We start from the raw sequence: 19,842 nt of genomic DNA on the forward strand, positions 1-19,842 counted from the left end.
TGATCGCTGCCGTGGGCGTCCCCGAGACGTGGATCCCGCCGCTTGGCAGGCTGGCCGCGATGACCCGCCATGAGGACGTGCCCCGACCTGCGGCCGCACCGCGACTCACAGTGTTCGACACGTCCCCGATCGTCGCCGGGTCGGATGCCCGCGAGGCCCTGAACCGCACGGTCGACCTGGCGCGGTTCGCCGAGTCGTCGGGCTACCACCGTCATTGGGTGGCCGAACACCACGGTATGAAAGGCGTCGCGAGCTGCGCCACCGCGGTGGTGATGGAGCGGATCGCGTCGGCGACCAGCCGGATCCGTGTGGGTTCGGGCGCGGCGCTGCTCTCCAACCACGCAGCGGTCGTGCTGGCCGAGCAGTTCGGGACGCTGGAGGCGTTCCACCCGGGTCGCATCGATCTGGGACTGGGCCGCGCGTCCGGCGGGGGTCCGGGCGCGGTGGAGCGGGTGCGGGGCGGCACGTCGCCGGCGCCGTTCGCCGAGCAGCTGGCCGAGCTGATGCGCTACTTCGAACCCGAGGCCGTGGACGACCCGATCCGTGCCGTTCCTGCGATCGGGAACCGGCCTCCGATCTGGCTGCTCGGGTCGTCGGAGGTCAGCGCCCGGCTGGCCGCGTCGCTCGGGCTCCCCTACTCCTTCGGGCACCACATCAACCCGGCCGGCACCGTGGCGGCCCTGGATGTCTACCGGTCGGGCTTCCGGCCGTCACGGGACCGCGACCGCCCGCGGGTCATGGTCGCCGTCCCGGTGATCGCCGCTGACACCGACGGGCGGGCCGAACGGCTGGCCGGTCCGATCAAGGCGAAGGTCGTCAGCCGGAGTCGCGGTACCTCGATCCTCCTTCCGTCGCCCGAGGACGCGGCGACCTCGGACTGGACCGACGAGGAACGGATGATGGTCGACGAGAGGTTCGCCCACTACGTCATCGGTTCGCAGGACACCGTGGAGACAGGACTGCGGACGCTCCTGGACGCCACCGGAGCCGACGAGCTGGCGATCCAAGCGCCGATCCATGGCCACGCCGACCGGCGACGGTCCTATGAAATGGTCGCCGAGATAGCAGCCGGTTCGCTGACCGCCTCAGGTCACCGTCGAACCCGGCTGAGCCCTGCCGGGGATTCGACGCTCAGAACGGCGGCGGGTCGTCCTCGGTGTCCCGCGAGCCGGCGTCGGACGGGTCGGCGGTGGTCCGGTCCGGGAGGTTCGCGGCTACCGGTGGGTCGGTGAAGGGCCGGTAGTCGTAGGGCTCGGTGGTGTGTCGGCGTCCGGTGGGGCTGATCCAGGTCAGGGTCCGGTCGGGGTGGGCGATGACCTGCCAGCCCGGTGCGTCTTTGAGTTGGTGGTGGTGTTGGCAGTAGCCGTGGAGGTTGTGTTCGGCGGTGGGGCCGTGTTGGGCGGTCCATTCCTGGTGGTGGTCGAGGTCGCGGATCTTGCGCCCGCAGTGAGGGCCGCGGCAGATCTGGTCGCGGGCCAGGACGTGGTCGCGTAGTCCGGCCGACGGGGTGTAGGTGGTACGGCCCAGATCGAGCAGGGTTCCCGAGAGCGGGTCGGTGACGAGGCGTTTCCAGAGTCCGTCCGCGGCCAGTGCCCGCGCGGTGTCTGCGTCGATCGGGCCGTGACCGACGAGCTCGGCGGGCCGGTCATCGCCCATGAACAGGGTGCCGAGGCCGACGACGACGTGGATCAACGGTTTGCGCACGGTGGCGTGGAGGTCCGGGCGCCGGCTGAGTGCGTGGGCGACGGCGTCGGCGAGTGTGCCGGGGTCGATCTGTGCCCTGGCCGGCGGTGGATCGTTCGGCCGCTCGGTGGGTGGGTCGTGTCGAGAATCCGGCGCAGGCGGTTCGGCCGGGTCGATGTCCGGTGCGGGGCCGGTGTCGGTGCCGCTGAAACCGCCGCCGGAACCACTGCCGGAACCACTGCCGGAACCACTGGCGCCGCACGAGTGGCCGGTGTCGATACCGCTGGCGTTCTCCGAGTGGTCGCCATCCGCGGTGCGACTGCCGGTGTCGGTGCCCTCGTCGGTGCGGCTGTCGGTGCCGGTGCCGTTGTCAGTGGCGAGGATGTCGGTGACGACCGTGTCGACGTCGGGCAGGTCGGTGACGGTGAGCCGGCCCTGCAGGACCTGCATGGCCAGGTCGAAACGGCGCTGGTCCAGGGTGCGCGGATCCTCGGGGCCCAGAGCGCGGGCGAGGCGGTCGGCCATCTGCCAGGCGGCTTCGATCTCGTCGGCGGAGCCGTAGAACCAGAGTGAGGCCATGCCGTCGTCGAGGGAGCGGATGGAGACCCGCCGTTCGGTGTTCGCGGTCTTGTGGCGGCGGTACTCCCCGTCGGGATCGATCTTCGCGATGGCGCGGCGGATCCGGTCGCGGAGTTGGCGCAGGGTCGCATCGGAGGCCTTGGGCAGGACCGCGGCTTCGATCTCGCGGGCTTTCTCGTCGGGCAGGACGGCGGTGGCGCGGGCGATCGCATCCGCCCGGCGTTCGTCGATGCGGCCCTGTTCGAGGGCGGCGAGGGTGTCGGGCAGCACGTGGGCGAACCGGCGGGCGCGGGCGATCTCGCCCGATGCCTCCAGGCGCGGGATGCCGAGGGTGAGTCCGACCTCGTCGGGTAGCCACCGCTGCACCGGGGCGAGACCGAGGACGGGGTCCGCTCCGGGTGGAGCGGCCGTGGTGCCGGCGGGGTGGCGGTCGGCGTAGGTGGCGAGCATTCGCGTCCGGAGTCCGGCTGCCCATCGCAGGATGGCTTCGGTGCCCTGCACGACGTCGAGGACTTCGCCGTCGGAGAGGAGCTCGGGCAGGGATCCGGCGGACTGGCACTGCAGCGCCAGCCGCGCCCCCGGTGCCTGTTCGAGGTCGACCACCGCGGTGGCGGGGTCGTCGTCGAGGGCCCCGGACTCGGGGCACAGGTCGCCGCAGAGCCAGGCGGGGATGCCGTGCGGGCACGGATCCTCGACCGGGAGGAGATCCTCGACGACTGCGAACATGCGTTCGATAATACCGCATCCATCAGCCTGGATCCAGAGGTTTCAAGCGGTTCACGGATGCCGCGATGACGCTCGCCCGAGGCCTTGCCACGGAACCAGCGGGCGCGACGCGCTCCACGACAGAACGACCTGTCCGCTGTCGCGCTACCCGCCTTGCCTCAGGGATCCGAGCCGTCCCCGGCATCCGACGCGAACGCCGAGCGCGCTCGACGACGCGTCCTTCACCGAACGGGCCGGCGCTCGGACGACATCGCCGCCGCGAGATTCCCGGCCGGAGCCGGAGCGCTCCAGTTCACCGGTAGGTCGTCACCGTCAACGGGGGCGCACACACCCGGCGAGGACGGCGACGCGCGCTTGACCTCGAGCCGACCGCAGGTCCGAGACTCGCCACATGACGACAGCGATACCGGCGGCCGGGGTGAACGAGCTGGTGCTCGAGACCGCCGACCTGGAAGCGTCCGAGCGGTTCTACACCCAGGTCCTGGGATTTCCCGTGATCGGCCGATGGGAGGGACCGGAGTGGGCAGGCCGTGAAGCCGCCCGGGTGCTCGGCGGGACCGCGGCGCGACCGTCGACGAGGTGGAGTTCGGACCGGGAAACGCCTGGTCCGCCTACGTCGCCGACCCGGACGGGCACGTCGTCGAGTTCTGGACCTGGGACGTCACGCTGGGCAGCCCGGGCGTCCCCCGCGCCCTCAGCCCTGAGGTGTACGGAGTGGACGCCTGACGTCGCTACCCGGTCAACCCGTCCAGGACGCGCCGGACGCTCGCTGCCGTGTCGCCGCGGTTGTCGATCACGATGCGGTCGACGGTGAAGGGCTCCCACCGCCGTCGCTGCACCTCGGCCCACATCGGGACGTGCTGACCGGGCATCTCGGCGACGCGGCCCTCCACCCGACGGCGGTGCTCGGCCGGGTCGCCGCAGGTCACCTCGACGAAGTCCAGCGCCGCGGCGTGCTCCCGGGCGAGGTCGACCCACCCCTGCCGGGCGACCTGGACGGCGTTGACCGCGTCGACGACGACCGGCCGGCCCGCGCGGAGCTGGTCGGCGGCCACCCGCGCCCCGACGACGTAGCCGACCGGGCTGTCGTCGAACGCCGTCAGCGTGGACGCGATCGCGGCCTCGACGGTGTCGATCCGCAGGAACGTCGCGCGCAACGCCGTCGCGACCTCCCGCGCGAGCGTCGACTTCCCGACCCCCGGCAGGCCCGCGAACACGACGAGCCGGGCCCGCTCCCCGTTCACACCCGCCTCACTCGATGACCGCGGTGGCCTCGACCTCCACCAGGAGGTCGGGCTCGGCCAGCACCGCGACCCCGATCCCGGTCAACGGCGGGTTGGCGGTGGTGCCCAGTTTCGCCTTCGCCCGGGCGATCCCTTCGAACAGCTGCGGAGCCTTGTCCGGCGTCCAGTCGACGAAGTAGGCGGTCAGCTTCGCGACGTCGTCGAAGGTCGCGCCGGCCGCGGCCAGCGCGGTGCCGAGGTTGAGATAGCACTGCTCGACCTGGGCGGCGAGATCGCCGTCGCCGACCTTGCCGCCGTCGGCGTCACGGGCGACCTGCCCGGCGACGAACACCAGCTTCGACCCGGACGCGACCGACACCTGCGCGTACAGGTCGCCCACCGGCAGTCCGTCGGGGTTCACCAGGGAGATGGCCATGTCGGCTCCTTGTCGTCGTGATCGTGCTCCTCCATTGTCGACGTCGTGACCCGGCCCGTCGTCGACGCACCCGTCGCGGCGCGGGTCGCCGTCCTGGCGGCGAGCGGTCTCGGCGTGGTGACCGCGTTGTCGCTGGTGGCGGTACTCGCCGTGCCGTCGGGGCCGGTCTTCGCCCTCGTGGCGAACCTGCTGGTGACGCTCTGGGTCGGCGCGGCCGTGGACGCGTACTCGCCGGCCTTCGGCTCCCGGTGGTTCACCGTGCGCACCTGGGAGCCCGCTCTGTGGCGACGGCTCGGGGTGGGCGTGTTCGGGACCGCTCTGCGCGTGATCGGCTGGGAGCGGATGGTGACCCGCCGTCGCGGCTTTGACGCGACGCGGTCCGGGCTGCGCTCCCTCGACCGGCACACCCGCAGCTCCGAGCTCTGCCATCTTCTCGTGGGCTCGGCGGGGACCGTCGCCGTCGTGGTCGCGCTGCTGTGCCGCGACGTGCCCGCGGCAGTGTGGTTCGGCGGCGCGGTCGTCGTGTTCCACCTGTACCCGGTACTGCTGCAGCGCATCTTGCGAGCGCGGATCAGCCGCGTCGTCGACGGGAACGAATGGTGACCCGATCGAAGGAGGAGACGGTCCGATGTTCGAGGGGCTCACCGAGTTCGCCATCACCACGGCGGAGGGTGCGATCCATGGACGCACAGGAGACACCGGACCTCCCGTGCTCCTGCTGCACGGCATCCCGAAGACCCACCTGATGTGGCATCGCGTCGCGCCCGTTCTCGTCGAGCAGGCCACCGTGGTCGCCACCGACCTGCGCGGTTCGGTTCCAGCCCGTCACCCCGGCCGCACCAGATCGATGACGCCCGTCGGGTAGAGGATCGCCCGGCCGTCCACGACGTCCTGGAGCGGGAGCCACAGGACCGGGCTGCCCTCGTCGAGGACCGTGCCGAGGTCGTCGCGGTCGTAGAAGGCCGGGTCCGCGACCGTCGCCGAGTACAGGAACACGATCTCGTGGCCCGGCTCGCCGTCGTAGACGAAGATGTTCTCGACGACGCCGAGTCGCTCGACCCCGGTCAGCTCGACCGCGATCTCCTCCCGCATCTCACGGCGCAGGGCCTCCTCGGCGGGCTCCCCGAACTCGATCCCACCGCCGAGCAGCCGGTGAAACGTCTCCCCCTTGACAGGGTCCCGGCCCTGGGAGACCAGGATGTCGGCACCGCGGAGGACGACGGCCATGGCGAGTGTCCGGATCGCACGCTGGGAAGGCACGATCGGCGACCCTAGCCGGGCTCAGGGCATCCGGTCCTCGGCGAATGCGGCGATCAGACCGTGCGGGGTGTCTTCGCCGAAGAGGAGATCGTGGAGCCGGCCGCCGTCGGATGCGGCCTCGGCACTGCGCGGGAACATCGCCTGCTCGTACTCGCCGAGGGCGGCCTCCACGTCGCCGGGATGCGCGGCGATGGCCCGGCCGAGCTCGGCGCCGTCGTACATCGCGAGGTTGGCGCCCTCACCGTTCGGGGGTGCGAGGTGCGCGGCGTCGCCGACGAGGGTCACCCCCGGCACCCGGTCCCAGCGGAGCTCGACCGGCAGAGCGAAGAGAGGCCGGTGGATCGGTGCGGTGTCGCTGTCGGTGATCAGGGCGATGAGGTCGGGCGCCCAGCCGTCGAACTCCTGCGCGACCCGCGTGGCGACTGCGCCGGGGTCGGTGAGGTCGAGCGCGGCGAACCACTCCCGCGACGCGTCGAGCGCCACGTAGGTGTGCACGGTGTCGCCCTTCTCCCGGTGGGCCAGGATCCCCCGGCCCGGCGCGAGCGCCATCAGCGAACCGCCGCCGACGACCTTCGCGGTCGCGGGGTGGCGGGTGTCGCTGTCGAGGAGGTAGGTCTCGACGTAGGAGCTGCCGATGTACTCGGGCGTCGCGTCGGAGAGCAGCGGGCGGACCCGCGACCACGCGCCGTCCGCACCGACCAGCAGGTCCGTGACGGCGGTGGTCCCGTCGGCGAAGGACACCTCGTGACGGCCCCCGCCGAGGGCCCGGACCCCACTGACCTTGTGCCCCCACCGGACGGTGCCGGCCGGGAGCGAGTCGAGCAGGAGCTGCCGCAGCTCGCCGCGCTGCACCTCGGGACGTCCGCCGGTGCCGTCGTCGGGCTCGTCGACCAGGACGGTCCCGTCCCGGTCGAGGATCCGCATCGCCTGGCGGCCCTCCAGGACGAGGTCGCGGAACTCGTCGGTCAGTCCCGCGGCCTCGATGGCGGGCTGACCGTTGTCCTCGTGGATGTCGAGCATCCCGCCCTGGGTGCGTGCGGTCGGTGAGGACTCCGCCTCGTAGACCGTGGCGGGGATGCCGTTGACGTGCAGGACGCGAGCCAGCACGAGGCCGCCCAGTCCTGCGCCGATGATCGTGACGGTGGTGGTCATGGTGGCTCCTTCCAGTCATGTTGGAACGTCGTTCCACAGCAATATTGGAACGACGTTCCAGATGTGTCAAGATGGCGCCGTGGCAACCCGGACACAGCGATCCCCGCGACGCACGGAGGCGCTCTCCCGCGAGCGCATCGTCGAGGCCGCCGTCGAGCTGCTCGACACGACCGGCGAGAGTGGGCTGACGTTCCGCGTCCTGACCGAGCGCCTGGCCACCGGCCCCGGGGCGATCTACCACCACGTGGCGAACAAGGGCGAGCTGCTCACGGTCGCGACCGACGAGATCGTCGCCGCAGCCCTGGCCGTCGAGCCTCTGGCGTCCTCTCCACAGGATCGGATCCGCGCTGTGGCACTGGGCCTGTTCGACGCGATCGACGCGCACCCGTGGGTGGCGACGCAACTGTCCGACAGCGGCTGGCAGGCGACGACACCGCGGATCCTCGAGAGCATCGGACGACAGGTCGGCGCGCTCGGCGTGCCCGAGGACGACTGGTTCATCACGACCACGGTGCTGATGCAGTACATCCTCGGCGCCGCCGCCCAGAATGCCGCGAACGCCCGCCACGTAGGGCCCGACGCGAACCGCGCCGAGCTCCTCGGCGCCATGGCGGCGGAGTGGGCGGAGCTCGACCCCGGCGACTACCCGTTCACCCGGGCCGTCGTAGGGCAGATGCGCGACCACGACGACCGCGAACAGTTCCTCGCCGGGATCGACCTCGTCCTCGCCGGTATCACCGCCCTTCACCTGACCGGTCGACAGGCGGCCGTGCACCGCGAGCCGTGAGAAAATGACATCGGAGAATGCGCAGAAGGCCGCGATCGACGATCAGAAGGACTCCGTGCATGGCGAGTGAGCCGTCCCATCCGGAGGTTCCTTCCGGCCGATCGTCTCCCGGTGATCGGGTGAAGCCCTTCGCCATCCAAAAGGTGCTGAACCGCGTCGTTCGCGGACTCCTGCGGGCACCCCTCCTGTCCCAGCTGGTCGGACGAGGTCTGATCACGTTGTACGTGGTGGGTCGCAAGTCCGGGAAGCGCTACACCATCCCGATGGCGTATCTCCCGTACGAGGGCGTCCTGCTCCTGGGTTCGGGGTTCGCCTGGGGGAAGAACCTGCGGACCGGGGAGCCGCTGGAGGTTCGCTACAAGGGACGACGACGCGTCACCGACGTCCGCGTCCTCACCGACGAGGCGGCGGTGACCGAGCACTACGCGGTGATCGCCCGGAACAACCCCGGCTTCGCGAAGATCAACAAGATCGGCCGGGACGAGGACGGCACACCGAATCCGGACGACCTGCGGGCGGCCTGGGCCGCCGGCGCCAGGGTCTTCCTCCTGACCTTGCGGTGACCCCGGGCCACCTCTCGCTGACGCACCCACGACGCCGGTACGCCGAGCCGGTTCGGATCGGCGCGTGTCTACCCTGACCAGGTGAGCGATGTCGTGGTGAAGGTCTGCGGACTGTCGTCGTTCGACGACATCGAGGTGGCGGCCGACGCCGGCGTCGACGCGATCGGGCTGGTGGTCAGCCCCAGCAGCTCGCGCCACCTCGACCCGGCCCGCGCACGATCGCTCGCGGCACACGTTCCCGACTCGATGACGTCGGTCCTGGTCACGCGCGACTACAGCGCTGCCGAAGCGACCGCGCTGGCCCGGGAGGTCGGCACCGACGTCCTGCAGCTGCACGAGGGCACCGAACGACCTGACTTCGCCGCGGTGGTCGCGTCGGGAGTGCGGCTGTGGCGAGCGACGTCGCTGGCGTTCGAGCCGGACCTGCGCATCGGCGCCTTCGGTGAGGAGGTACTGCTCCTCGACTCCCCGCTCGCCGGGTCGGGAGAGACGTGGGACCTCGGTTCCCTGCCCCCTGAACAGCGACCGTCGGGGCCGTGGTTGCTGGCCGGCGGCCTGGACCCGGACAACGTGGCGGCGTCGATCCGCGCGGTACGACCGTGGGGCGTGGACGTCTCGAGCGGGGTCGAGTCGTCGCCGGGAGTGAAGGACCACCGCGAGATCATCAGATTCGTCGCCGCCGCACGTGGTGCGACCGAATGAGCCCCACGGTGTGACACGGGAAGGAGCCGAGAGAAACAGTCCCCGCCCAGCAAAGACATGACACCAGTCTTGACTTATACGAGTCGTGGCTGGTATCAGCGGTTCAGCCACGCGTTCGACTTCCTCGGCGACCCGGTGCAGCCGCGAAGTCAGGGAGCTGCTCGCCGCCGGCGCGCTGACCTCCGGCACCATCACTGGTCATGCTGATGACGTCGTCGGCGTGGTCCTGCGCGTCCTGCTTGTCGGCGGCGAAGTGCTTGTCGAGTGCGACCGCGCTGCCGGCATGTAGTTGCGGACGTCGGCGGCCAGCGGTTCGGGCAACGTCGTCTGGTTGTACTTGTTCTCTTTGCCGCCGAACGCGAACACGATCGCCAGCTGCCGCAGCTTGCCCATCAGGTAGTCGGCCTCATCGAGGAACTTCTCGGAGGTCGCGTCGCGTCGTACTTCAGGTGGTCGCGGGCCCGCTGTTGCGTACTTGCAGTCCAAGGAGACCCGTCCCACGTTCAACACACCGCAGGCCTTTGACCGCGCCGAGCTCCTGCCCGAGTACCCGCCACGGCGCTGAGCTGACCAACGCCGGTGGGCGGTGCGATTCTCCAGGACAACATCACAGGCAACTCACCGCCCAGCAGCCTGGCTCCTGACCCAGGATCAGCACATCGACGGTCTCGACGATGCCAACTGAGGTAGCTCCGTGACGGCCTAGCCGCGTTGCTGCCCACACCCGGTGGTCGTGTCGCATCCCATCGACCTGGCAACGCCCGGCAGCGCGACGGCCCGGGTCGGCCCTCGACTCAACCGCCGGCCAACCGCGCGAGCTCCGCCCTCGGGCCGTCGTGTGGTAGCCCACCGGGAAGGTCGACGGGATGCCACACCCCCGGCCAGCTCAGAGACAGCCCGCCCGGCGAGGGAATGTCGTTTGACTCTTTGACTGCCAGGCACTGGCACGCCGCCCCCAACGAGCGCTCGCGCCAGCCTCTGCACTGGTCAACAGTCCGAGGCGATCCACAAGCGTCCGGAATGTCGTCGGCTGGTTGTCACTCAGCTCGACACTCACCCTGCCTTCGAAGATCACTGACCGAGATCCGCTCTCCTAGCGCGAACCAGGCTCGCTGCCTGTCTACACGTCTCGCTCGGCGCCCTCGTTCACCAGCCCACCCGCTGCCACGTCGTGTCAACGGGTACCGGGCCGATTCGGGGGCGGATGTGCCCCTGGATGTGCTCCGGCGCCAGCCGCTCCCCTGTGCTTGCCGGGTGTCATCCCGTCGACCTGCTGCAAGCCGACCGCGCGGGCGGCCTTGGGCGGCCCTCTACGCAACCGCCGGCCGATCTCGTCAAGCTCCGCCCACGGTCGTCCGTGTGGTAGCCCGGAGGGAGATCGGCAGGATGGCACGCCCTCCCTCCCGGAGACTTGCCCGCCCGGCGAGGACGCGCAGGTAACGCATCGCGTCGGCGAGACGACGTTCCGCGTACAGAAACTTCGCATCGGCGCTGTTCCGGGGGCAGAACGCATGTCACGTGCAAGCAGTAGTGAGTGGGACCAACTGTCTGAAGAGAATCGCGAGACTTTGGCCCGATGTATGCACCTATCGGAGCTGTTAGGAAACAGTATCGTCGCGAAGGACTACAAGCCCGCGCTCCCGCTTACTGCTGCGATGAAATTCACCCCGCGAGGGTCGCGGTTGGCGAATCAGATCAAGGGTGACGGAGTCGACCTCCGCGAAGCGCAGCTTGCGGTATTTATTGAAGTTGCACTAGGCGACATTCTATTGGTCGACGTCGAGGCAATCGATCTTGTTCCGATCCACGACGCGGTCTCTAGTGAAATCAAGCGGACAAAGATCCGCCACCCGTGGATCTATGGAAGAAGTCTATACGATGCGGTTGCGGACTCGGGCCTGAATGAGGACCCGTTTCCAACACCCGATGAGACTGAGAATCTTCTGAAGGATGCCCCGCATGGCGTATTCCAGCACGGCCCCTATGTGACGGGGCCGCTCGGACTCCTCGAATCTACGGCATGGCGCTATATCCCAGCCCGTACGGCCGCGCCTGCTCTTCACTGTGAAGAGCCAGACTGTCATTCGGTGCATTCCGTCCATCTGTCTTCTTTTAGGACAGGGGTAGCCAAGGCGCAGGATGCGATTCGTGATCGCAATGAGAAGACTCGTCGATCTGGTAATCGCCTAGTTGAGGCTGTGGACCGCGTTGAGGTGAGGAAGCAGGCCCCCTACCGTTGGAACAACATGGACACCGTTCCATTCTTTCTGGCGGACTGCTTTTCCTTAGAAGAGCGGAGAATGCTGCTCGTGCGCCTATTAGACGAAACTAGTAATCGAATGCGTTCAGCTTGCGTGACCGCCGTTCCAGACGATGAGGTTCGCTCAGCGAAGGAATGGGTTGAAAATAGATCTGAGGCCGAGATAATGCAATTGACTCTACTGGCTTCAGATGAGGAGTTGCATACGGCACTGAATCAGCTCGTATGGTCCAGTGATATCGAGATTCCAGACGGCGAAACGCGTGCTGCCATGATTATGGCGCACGGCACTGGGCCGTTTCGCATGCGAGTGGAGGCATCGAACCTCGGTGTCCGCTTCCATCCGCCAGCGGTGTTCTTGCAACTTCGACTCAGAGATTTGATTGGGGGAGTGTTTCCTCCGGAAAATGATGAGCATGACGCTCGCCTATCCTGGCTCCTTAGGGGCCATGACGGCGAAACAGGTCGCGAGAGGCTTACGTCAGCGCTCGCCAGCGAAAGCCCTGTGCGCATTGTTGAGAAGCTTCTTATATCTGACGAGAGGGCATATAGAGCATCTCTTGAGCACCTGGGATTACCAAGCGGACGGTTCGATGAAAAATCGGACGAGTTCCTCGCAAAGCTCATCGCGTGGCACGTTGGATTCTCAATCGATGAACAGTCGATAGAATTGACCTCTGCCCGATCTATGCTCCATGAACTTCGTACTCTAGTCCAGGCGCTTCCCATTGACGGGTTAGATCGTCACCAGATGAACGATGTGCGAGGTGTTGCCGGAAAGCTCTTCCCAGCGGTCGAGGCGGCACTTAAAAGAGTAGTTCGCTTCGTCGCGTGGACTGCGCTGAGGGACCACTACGCCTTGGGGCGCACTCTAGAATTTACTGACTCGGCCGCTGAAGCATTCTTCGACGATTGGATTCAGCCGTACTCTTCAAACTTGGAGAAAAGTCGTACATCTGAGATGGCTCTGGCCGATTTGGTGTCTTGCTTTGGGATTCTCAGTAAACATCTTCGTGACCTGATGAGACGTGGTGTCGAGTTCGAACGCTCGTCCTCTGACATGCCACGAGCCGTCAGGGACTGGGGTAGCCCGTTCTCTTTCCCGTTTCGACACACGCTCCCTTTCTTGGATTTCGACTCTGCCTCGCAGCTGAACATCACCGATGCCCTGACTAAAGTCGCAAGCGGGTTCCATACAGAGAAGGTACTGAATGTTAGAAACGCCCTTTTGCATGACTCGGAAGCCTTTCCTGGGAATGAGGAGATTCAGAAAGCCCTGAACGAGATTGACGCGCGCCTGGGGGTACTGGCAGCCTCAGGTCTCTATCCAGCGATCTTCCGATTCGTGAACTCAGACGTGGATGATGTGGGTCGAGAGAGGACCAAGTTACGTAGCCCTGACGGCGTAGAGATCAGCTTGCAGCGGCCATCGCAGCTTGATCTTTCGCTATTCCCGACACGATCGGGAGATCAGATCATGGTGCGATCGGCCAGACTTCGCGATGCCCCAGAGCCAATGAGGTTCGCACATGTTCACGATTCGGCTTTTCAAGGTAGGTGGGCGAACTTCCCACGACGTCCGAAGCGACGTCTTTCCTTCAACTCGGAGATGAGCCGCTAGGCGTTGGGTGACACGGTAGGCAGAGACCGCCCGGAGGGCGCAGCTCTGCCTACCCGGCGCCGTAGGCGCCGCTTGATACTGAATGGAAGATCTAGACACAGCGGGCGCTCGGTCGACCGGACGAGTCTTCAGCCTTGGTCAGCGACCCAAGTAGCGACGGTCTTCTCGTGATGCCGCTTGGTCCGCGGGAGTCCTTACCCCTCGGGGCCCTGAGGGGCTCCCCGCGCTGCACATCGTGAAAGAGGGCCAGGAGCTCGTCGTCGCATTTTCCCGCGATGCCCGGCCAGGACAGGCGCCGATGGTCGATGCCGCGTTGCGCTCCGTCGGTGGCGAGCACTCCCCACCGGAGTTCGTCGATGGTGAAGTGGCGGGATGTGGCGTGATGGCGGCATGGCAGGTGGCTTCGGCGATCCAGCAGCCGGCATCGACGTTGCGCTCACACCTTTCCTCGCTCTGGATCTCTACGCGGCGCTGCCGGTGGGCTTCGTCCTACCCGCTTCCCCGCCCCAGCTGCTCGCGGTAGGCCTGATGGACAACGCGGGGCTCTCGGCCCGTCAGGCGGCCGACCAGCTCGGACACTCGAAGATCTCGATGACGCAGGACTTCTACTTCGGCCGAAAGGTCGCCTCGACCGGCGCCCGGGACGTCTTGGAGGTGTTCGGCAATGACCCGTCGCCCGAATCCATTCCTGGGGGTTCTCTGGGAGCCGATCTTGGTCACGACCCGGGAGATGGGGTCTGACCTGGAGAAATGCTCCTCCGATTGGATTCGAACCAATAACCGCCCGACAAACCGCTCCGACTTTCCCGGACACGCCCGGAGTGGCCCGGAACGTCCTCTGAGCTGCCGTGACGCGTCGTTGGCTGTCCGCGACAGTCCAGGGCCGTCCCTTAGTTTCCCGGAGTAAATGCGCGGTAAGTGCGAGGCTCGTTGCTCCCCACCTGAGGAGCCGCGCAGGCCGCGTACTTCGCGTCCACCCACGCGGCGAACTCCGGATCCTCGCGGTACCTACGGAGCGTGTCCTCCAGCAACATCACGGTCCGTGGCAGCGGAGGCCAGGGAAGGTTCTTCTCGGCGCGGTACCGAATCCACTCATCCACCGTGAAGTCGAGCTTGTTCTCATTGCAGGACCTACATGCAGGAGCAAGATTACGGCGCCGGCGAGTTCCTCCCTGGCTGACCGGGACGATGTGATCGACACAAGTCGCTTCGTCACCGCAGTAAGCGCAATTACCCGACGCTAGGACGTCTCTACGAACTGCAGCGGGGATCCTTCGAGCCTCTCTCTTCGCTCGCACGGCCCTGTCGGCCTGAGCCGCGCGGTAGTCCTTGATGGCCTGGGCTCGTCGCGACGGGCCCAGTTGCCGATCGGACAGGGCTGCGACGACCGACCCAACGTCCGGATACTCGCCAACCTCAACCAGGTACTTGAACCTCTCGAGCCGCGTAGCGGGGTCACCTTCGAGCAGCATCAGGTTTCCCCGTCTCGCAGGTACGGCTGAGCCCAACGGTGCACTGTTGACTGGTCGACCTTCCGAAGCGCCGCGATCCGCGGCCAGGTCCACCCGCGGCGGTACAACTCGGCTGCTGTCCGCCCCTCGATGGCTTTCCGTTCGCTCAACGCCCTGAACGAATCAGCCAGTTCAGCTTCGGTCATGTCGCCGACTTCGATCTCTCCGGTCATGAGCCGCACCAGAGCATGTGTCACCTCGTACTTACGGCCCGTCACGGGCGGGGATCTTAGGCCATCAACCCGCCTTGCATTTCTGCAAGAGTCAGGCCAGACTAGCCGCCTTGCAGTTCTGCAAGCAAGCGTCGCCTTGTCAAACCCCGAGGAGCCTCGCCTGTGAGCTCAACACCCGACCTGAGCGTTCTGCCGGGATGCCACGGTCCAAGCCTTCACTGCGAGGCGTGCGGCAGCCGGGACGGCCTGACCGTTGTGGTCCGCGAAACGAAGTTCGGGCCGGCATGCGCCACCGTCTGCCCTGGCTGCGCGAAGGCCCGCCCGCACCCGCTGACGGTGTCCGGTGCGCAGACGTTCGCCCTGGATCACGCCCGTCACGTCACACAGGAGAAGGATCGACGGGCGGGATCGACATGAAAGCCCGGCTCCTCGCGCTGCGCCCGTCCGGCCCGTGGCTGCTTCGTGACGCTCTCCGCGTCGTCCTGGTCGTCCTCCTCGCCGCGGTGTCTGCCTGGTACCTGACCCGGTGGGGGTTGGCGAACCGGATCCCGGTCGGGTTGGCGTGGACGCTGCCGGTACTGGCTGACGCGTCGGCGCTGCTGGGGATCGTGGTGGCGAAGCACCCGCGGGACGAGTCGTGCCGGCGTAAGGCGACCCGGTTCGCGTGGGCATCTGCCGGTTTGTCGGCGGTCGGGAACGGTGCGATGCACGCGGTGGATTTCCAGGCCGTCGAGGTGTCCATCTGGACGGTTGTCCTGACCGGCGCCCTGTATCCGCTGTTCCTGGCGTGGGGCTACGACGTGGCCGGCGGGATGGCCGCGCGGCCGGGCGGGGTGTCGGTACCGCAGGACGTCGAGACGCCAAGGACGGTCGCTGAGCTCGCCAGCGAGCGCGTGACCGAACCCGCGACTCCGTGGCAAGAGCAGCCGCCTCCCGCGCCCCCCGATCCTGCTCCTGCGGCGGAGGACGCGACCCCGCCGCAGGAGCAGTTCCACGAGTGGACCGTAGAGGCAGCGACCGACTGGGCGTTGGGCGAGCTCCGCGCCGGCAATGGTCCGGTCGGCTGGAAGAAGGTCCGGACGCAGACGGGGCTGACCGAGGGGCCGGCCGGGCGTGCAGCTCGAGCGGCGAAGGCGACACACGAGCGTGAGGCCCGTCCGAGGTTGGTGGGCACATGATTACCGGCTACGTCCTCGGGTGGATGTCGGCACTTCCGTGCATGTTCGGGCTGACGTGGTGGCTCGACCGCCGTGACGAGAGGCGACGACGGACAACGCTGCGGATCGACCAAACGCCGGTCCCGCTTCCTGGCGCCTACGAGCCGTGGTCTGAGCGGAGCCTGCCCGGGGTGCGGACCCACACCGTCGTCGACGGGGAGGGGCGGTCGTGAAGGCCGGGCTAATCGCGGGCCTGTTCGTATGGGCCGCGCTGGCGGAACACGGCGTGGTTGGCGGCATCGCAGGACTCCTCGTTGGCCTGGCCGCCTGGTGGCTAGAAGCGAACATGTGGCCCGATATCGAGGGCTGCTGGAACCCGTTTTGCCGGAAGGGGAAGCTCAGCTACTCCCCGTTCGTGCCGAAGGCGTACCGCCGGTGCGGGCGCTGCGGGGGGTCTGGGCGTAGACGGCGGGTGCTGGCGGGTGGCAAGTCGTGACCGCGCATCCGAGCCGGGACTGGTCCGACAAGGGCGGGTCGTTCACCCAGGGCCGGACCTGGGACAACCCAGGCGGACCCATGGTCCAGCCGTCCACCGCTGACATTGAGCGTCGGGCACGGGAGGTTCTGGCCCGGTTGGATCCGAGCGCTGCGGACGTGATGCGGGTTCAGGGCCGGCACGTGTCGGACCGTCTCGCTTCCGATGCGCTGGGGAAACGGGACCACGTGGAGTCGTCCCAGGCGATCTCTGCTGCCATGCCCCGACGGCCTCACTGGCAGCCGCGCCAGGTCGTCCCGCTCAGCGAGCAGCGGCGGCAGGAGATCGCGACCGCTGGTAGACCGCGAGACGTCGACTACCCGGGGCGGGGCAGGGAGCTCGCGGATGCGGCGAACGAATCGTGGCGCCACTACTTCTCCGAGCGCTACGGCCTCGCCTTGGACGACGACCTCCACCGCGACGCGTGGCTCGAGCAGCAGGCGGTGGAGCCGCGGGAGGACCACTACGCCGGCTCACCGGACTTCGACGACTTCGACATGCCAGGGCAGCGCGCCGCTGCCGACGAACACGTACAGGAGCAGGTGCAGACATGACCGAGACCGCGAACAGCAAGGCGATGTGGGATCTCTATCTCATGGCCCGCGACAGCGATGACTGGTTCTCGAGCGGCACAGACGCCGCCCACCAGGAGTGGCTGGACTCGATGGGCCACGTCGACGCCGACGTGGACGTGGACGTCCAGTGACCGCGCCGTGGCACGACGTCGAGGTGGTGTGGCCGGACGGGTCCAAGAGTGAGGACGGGATCCGCGGTTCGGACCGCGACCACGCGCTCGAGAACGCGGAGTGGAACTGGATCAGCGGCAACCCGTACGGCCGGGCGGAGCGGATCGAGTACGTCGGCCCGTCGCCGACACCGGTGGACTGGTGGGCCGCCCACTCGGTGTCCGCCGATGACGAGGTGGATGTGCTGTGAGCGACGAGACGTGGTGGGAGCGGTTCTTCGGCCCCACAGAGCCCGGCGAGTGGACGGGGCCGTGCTGCGTGGAGGTCGCCCCTGACTCGCCGCCGATCCCGTTCCGGTGGTTCGACCAAGCCGACGGGGATGTGGATACGCGATGAGGACGACTCACTACCTGGTCATGACGATCGTGGTCGGCGTGACGACCGCGGTGGTGGCGTGGTCTCAGTACCGGAGCTGGCTCACGGCGCTGGTCGGTCTCGCTGTGGCGGGGCTGGCGGCGGCGGTGTTGCGTCGCTGGCTGCGCAGGCAGCCGCACCCGCGGTGGGATCAGTTCCGGGACTTCCTCCGGCCCCAGGCCCATTCCGCGCAGACGGTGCTGGACCGGTCGGAGACGACGCTGCGGCAGCACGGCTTGGCCTCGGATGCCGAGATCCGGGAGCACGGCGGGGAGGCCGCTGTTCTTGCGCTCGCCCCCATCGTCCGTCCCTCCCTCGCCCACCGATCGGACGTGAAGGTGGAGGAGGTGGCGCTCGAGCTGTGCACCGTGGGGAAACGGAAGGTGTGGTCGTCCATCGAGCAGGTGGTGCTGTACTTCGCCGGACCTCGCCGCGGGAAAACTGGATATCTGAACTGCCGGGTCGTGGACTACCCGGGGAGTGTCGTCACCACCTCCACCCGGATCGACGTGTTCACCGCCACCCACCGTGCCCGTGCTGCTCGAGGACGGGTGCAGGTGTTCAACGCCGGCGGCTTCCCCGGGGTGGACGAGGTAGCGGTCACCTTCAACCCGCTGACGGGGTGCGAGGAAGCGGAGACCGCGACGCAGCGAGCGGAGGACATGATCCCAGAGTCCACCGGGGAGGAGGAGCGGTGGCAGTCCCTCGCCCGCGGCGCCCTGTCCTCCCTGATGCATGCGGCGGCTTTGGACGGCCGGGACATGGACACGGTGCAGCGGTGGGTGGCGGCGCCCGGTGAGCACCAGGACGAGGTGATCCGGATCCTCCGCCGCTCCACCTCGGGTGGGGTGATGGAGGATGCCCGGCAGTTCTTTGAGTGCAACGACAAGACCCGGAGCTCCATCACGACGTCGGTGATGCCGGCGCTGCGGTGGTTGCAGTCCAAGACGGCGCGTCTCGCGGCGGGGCTGGACGGAGCACAGGCGCGTCCTCTCGACTCGGCTTCTCTCCTGACGTCGGTCTCCACCTTGTACGTGCTGGGCCGGCGGGCTGGGCACACCTACCCGCTTATGTCGGCGCTCACCGGCTACGTCGCCCGCGCTGCGCGGGAGCAGGCGGCGGGGATGCCGTCCGGTCGCTGCGACCCCCCGCTGGGTCTGCTGCTCGACGAGGCCGGGGACCTCCGCCCACCGCTGCCGGACTGGACGCGGGACATGGGCGGGTCCGGCATCACGATCGCCGCCTGCTTCCAGTCGTACGCGCAGATGGTCGGGGCGTGGGGGAAGGAAGGCGCCGCGATCATCCTCAACAACGCCGGGCCGATCATGCTGGGCGGCGGGACGAAAGACCCCGACGACCTCGCCGTGTGGCGGGACCTCGCCGGCGACCGCGATGACCGCACCACCACCACGGACGCGCAGGGGAAGGTGACGGCTGCCGCGATGCGGTCGGTGCCGGTCCTCCCCGCCTCCCAGCTCGCCTCCCAGGCACGAATGGAAGTGGTGTTGTTCCACGGCGAGATGCGTCCCGCGCTGGGGCGGACGACGCCGCTGTGGGAGCGGGACCCTTCGGTCGCCTCTCCCCCTCCCCCCTCCGTGGAGGAGGTGGAGTCCCCCGTGGTGGAGGTGCCGAGGGTGTGGCGTCGTTCCTCCCCTCCTCGTTCTCGCCGTGTTCCGGTGGAGGAGGTGGTGGCGGATGTCTGAGTCGCCAGCCGAGGTGGAGGGGCCCGATCTTCACGCGGAGGTGGAGCGCCTCGCCGGGATGGTGGTGGCGCTCGCCCGCAAGGTGGGGGAGCTCGAGTCCCGGGACGACCCGTCCGCGGTGCGGTCGTGGCTGTACGTGGACGACGAGGAGACGGCCGGGTTCATGCTGGCCGACCTGTGCGCGTGGGTCGAGAAAGTGTGGTTCCAGTACGACGACGCGCGCCGGCTGCAGCCGTGCTGGCTGTACCACCCGGGCATCGTCGAAGAGCTGTGGGTGCTGATGAACGTCCACCGGGGCTGTTTCCGGAAGGGCGGCTCGTACCAGCAGATGGAGACGTGGCACGCGACCTGGCGGCCGGCCGCTGTTGAGCGGATCCGGAAGTACGCGTCGTCCTGCGAGATCACCGAGCACCAGCCTGGCGGCGACCTTGACCCGGCTAGGCACCCGCCCGTCCCTGGCCTGTCTGACGTTGACGCAGTTGCTGGCCGCTGGCCCGAGTCCGACGTGCCGCCGAGCCCTCCTACCCCTGTATCTCACCCTGTGTGACTGCTGACTACCTGTAGTGCACTGCAAGTACGACCGATACACACCTTCGCATCCCGATCCCTAGGTACTGCGTGCCGCTGTGCGGCAGCGGCCGGGAGGCACACACCGTGACAGCTATTGAGAC

At 68.0% G+C, this 19,842-nt stretch carries 23 protein-coding genes and 1 pseudogene; 16 read left to right on the top strand and 8 right to left on the bottom strand.

Annotated elements, in window-relative coordinates; all coding sequences use genetic code 11:
• Positions 1–59 precede the first annotated feature (59 nt).
• Positions 60–1,232 (top strand): MsnO8 family LLM class oxidoreductase, encoded by a 1,173-nt coding sequence (locus EV383_RS21305; protein WP_130291553.1) that lies wholly within the window; start codon positions 60–62, stop codon positions 1,230–1,232.
• Here EV383_RS21305 and EV383_RS21310 read toward each other — a convergent pair.
• Positions 1,132–2,988 (bottom strand): HNH endonuclease signature motif containing protein, encoded by a 1,857-nt coding sequence (locus EV383_RS21310; protein WP_130291554.1) that lies wholly within the window; start codon positions 2,986–2,988, stop codon positions 1,132–1,134. The two genes, EV383_RS21305 and EV383_RS21310, sit on opposite strands and share 101 nt — an antisense overlap.
• Before the next feature lie 391 nt (positions 2,989–3,379).
• On the opposite strand from EV383_RS21310, the pseudogene EV383_RS32365 reads away from it, so the two are divergent.
• Positions 3,380–3,472, top strand: a pseudogene (locus EV383_RS32365) (VOC family protein); the annotation flags it as partial.
• A 95-nt stretch (positions 3,473–3,567) separates the two neighbouring features.
• Complete coding sequence (locus tag EV383_RS32370) at positions 3,568–3,714, top strand: VOC family protein (RefSeq protein WP_242623540.1); 147 nt, start codon at positions 3,568–3,570, stop codon at positions 3,712–3,714.
• 5 nt (positions 3,715–3,719) lie between these two features.
• On the opposite strand, the gene EV383_RS21320 is transcribed toward EV383_RS32370, so the two are convergent.
• Both EV383_RS21320 and EV383_RS21325 read right to left on the bottom strand, forming a co-directional pair.
• Positions 3,720–4,232, bottom strand: coding sequence for a P-loop nucleotide/nucleoside kinase family protein (locus EV383_RS21320; protein ID WP_130291555.1), 513 nt, complete (start codon positions 4,230–4,232; stop codon positions 3,720–3,722).
• Between the two features lie 7 nt (positions 4,233–4,239).
• Positions 4,240–4,647: a RidA family protein gene (locus EV383_RS21325; RefSeq protein ID WP_130291556.1), complete on the bottom strand. Its 408-nt coding sequence runs from the start codon at positions 4,645–4,647 to the stop codon at positions 4,240–4,242.
• A 45-nt stretch (positions 4,648–4,692) separates the two neighbouring features.
• Here EV383_RS21325 and EV383_RS21330 point away from each other — a divergent pair, with 45 nt between their 5' ends.
• Complete coding sequence (locus EV383_RS21330; protein ID WP_130291557.1) at positions 4,693–5,250, top strand: glycosyl-4,4'-diaponeurosporenoate acyltransferase CrtO family protein; 558 nt, start codon at positions 4,693–4,695, stop codon at positions 5,248–5,250.
• Between the two features lie 142 nt (positions 5,251–5,392).
• Entirely contained in the window at positions 5,393–5,512 is a 120-nt protein-coding gene (locus EV383_RS32950) for a hypothetical protein (protein ID WP_341273754.1), read from the top strand.
• Here EV383_RS32950 and EV383_RS21340 read toward each other — a convergent pair.
• A complete protein-coding gene (locus EV383_RS21340) occupies positions 5,473–5,907 on the bottom strand; it encodes an NUDIX hydrolase (RefSeq protein WP_242623242.1) in 435 nt (144 codons plus the stop codon). The two genes, EV383_RS32950 and EV383_RS21340, sit on opposite strands and share 40 nt — an antisense overlap.
• 21 nt (positions 5,908–5,928) lie before the next feature.
• On the bottom strand, positions 5,929–7,059 hold the full coding sequence (locus EV383_RS21345; RefSeq protein ID WP_130291558.1) for an FAD-dependent oxidoreductase: 1,131 nt from the start codon (positions 7,057–7,059) through the stop codon (positions 5,929–5,931).
• 79 nt (positions 7,060–7,138) lie between these two features.
• On the opposite strand from EV383_RS21345, the gene EV383_RS21350 reads away from it, so the two are divergent.
• From EV383_RS21350 to EV383_RS21360, 3 genes are all read left to right on the top strand, one after another.
• A complete protein-coding gene (locus EV383_RS21350; RefSeq protein ID WP_130291559.1) occupies positions 7,139–7,846 on the top strand; it encodes a TetR/AcrR family transcriptional regulator in 708 nt (235 codons plus the stop codon).
• Positions 7,847–8,073: 227 nt separating this feature from the next.
• A complete protein-coding gene (locus EV383_RS21355; protein ID WP_207223614.1) occupies positions 8,074–8,409 on the top strand; it encodes a PNPOx family protein in 336 nt (111 codons plus the stop codon).
• Positions 8,410–8,490: 81 nt separating this feature from the next.
• On the top strand, positions 8,491–9,111 hold the full coding sequence (locus EV383_RS21360) for a phosphoribosylanthranilate isomerase (RefSeq protein ID WP_130291560.1): 621 nt from the start codon (positions 8,491–8,493) through the stop codon (positions 9,109–9,111).
• Between the two features lie 198 nt (positions 9,112–9,309).
• On the opposite strand, the gene EV383_RS21365 is transcribed toward EV383_RS21360, so the two are convergent.
• Entirely contained in the window at positions 9,310–9,612 is a 303-nt protein-coding gene (locus tag EV383_RS21365) for a hypothetical protein (RefSeq protein ID WP_130291561.1), read from the bottom strand.
• Positions 9,613–10,793: 1,181 nt separating this feature from the next.
• Here EV383_RS21365 and EV383_RS21370 point away from each other — a divergent pair.
• Both EV383_RS21370 and EV383_RS32955 read left to right on the top strand, forming a co-directional pair.
• The gene (locus EV383_RS21370; protein WP_130291562.1) at positions 10,794–12,992 is read left to right on the top strand and encodes a hypothetical protein; all 2,199 of its coding nucleotides are present in this window, start codon (positions 10,794–10,796) and stop codon (positions 12,990–12,992) included.
• A gap of 390 nt (positions 12,993–13,382) precedes the next feature.
• Positions 13,383–13,733 (top strand): hypothetical protein, encoded by a 351-nt coding sequence (locus EV383_RS32955; protein WP_341273742.1) that lies wholly within the window; start codon positions 13,383–13,385, stop codon positions 13,731–13,733.
• Positions 13,734–13,882: 149 nt separating this feature from the next.
• Here the strand turns inward: EV383_RS32955 and EV383_RS33135 are convergent, their stop codons facing one another.
• Together EV383_RS33135 and EV383_RS21385 are read right to left on the bottom strand one after the other, a co-directional pair.
• On the bottom strand, positions 13,883–14,464 hold the full coding sequence (locus EV383_RS33135) for an HNH endonuclease (protein WP_130291563.1): 582 nt from the start codon (positions 14,462–14,464) through the stop codon (positions 13,883–13,885).
• Positions 14,464–14,721, bottom strand: coding sequence for a terminase gpP N-terminus-related DNA-binding protein (locus EV383_RS21385; protein ID WP_130291564.1), 258 nt, complete (start codon positions 14,719–14,721; stop codon positions 14,464–14,466). The genes EV383_RS33135 and EV383_RS21385 overlap by 1 nt, the downstream gene beginning before the upstream one ends.
• A 368-nt stretch (positions 14,722–15,089) precedes the next feature.
• On the opposite strand from EV383_RS21385, the gene EV383_RS21390 reads away from it, so the two are divergent.
• The 6 genes from EV383_RS21390 (at position 15,090) to EV383_RS21410 (ending at position 19,718) form a co-directional block, all read left to right on the top strand.
• Positions 15,090–15,854 (top strand): hypothetical protein, encoded by a 765-nt coding sequence (locus EV383_RS21390; RefSeq protein ID WP_130291565.1) that lies wholly within the window; start codon positions 15,090–15,092, stop codon positions 15,852–15,854.
• Between the two features lie 471 nt (positions 15,855–16,325).
• Positions 16,326–16,922 (top strand): hypothetical protein, encoded by a 597-nt coding sequence (locus EV383_RS21395; protein ID WP_130291566.1) that lies wholly within the window; start codon positions 16,326–16,328, stop codon positions 16,920–16,922.
• Positions 16,919–17,074 (top strand): hypothetical protein, encoded by a 156-nt coding sequence (locus tag EV383_RS31320; protein ID WP_165438439.1) that lies wholly within the window; start codon positions 16,919–16,921, stop codon positions 17,072–17,074. Before EV383_RS21395 ends, EV383_RS31320 begins: the two co-directional genes overlap by 4 nt.
• On the top strand, positions 17,071–17,304 hold the full coding sequence (locus EV383_RS21400; protein WP_130291567.1) for a hypothetical protein: 234 nt from the start codon (positions 17,071–17,073) through the stop codon (positions 17,302–17,304). Before EV383_RS31320 ends, EV383_RS21400 begins: the two co-directional genes overlap by 4 nt.
• Positions 17,305–17,488: 184 nt before the next feature.
• Positions 17,489–19,171 (top strand): type IV secretory system conjugative DNA transfer family protein, encoded by a 1,683-nt coding sequence (locus tag EV383_RS21405; protein WP_207223615.1) that lies wholly within the window; start codon positions 17,489–17,491, stop codon positions 19,169–19,171.
• Positions 19,164–19,718, top strand: coding sequence for a hypothetical protein (locus tag EV383_RS21410; RefSeq protein WP_130291569.1), 555 nt, complete (start codon positions 19,164–19,166; stop codon positions 19,716–19,718). Before EV383_RS21405 ends, EV383_RS21410 begins: the two co-directional genes overlap by 8 nt.
• Positions 19,719–19,842: the final 124 nt, after the last annotated feature.

Source organism: Pseudonocardia sediminis, from assembly GCF_004217185.1.
Classification (GTDB): Bacteria; Actinomycetota; Actinomycetes; order Mycobacteriales; family Pseudonocardiaceae; genus Pseudonocardia; species Pseudonocardia sediminis.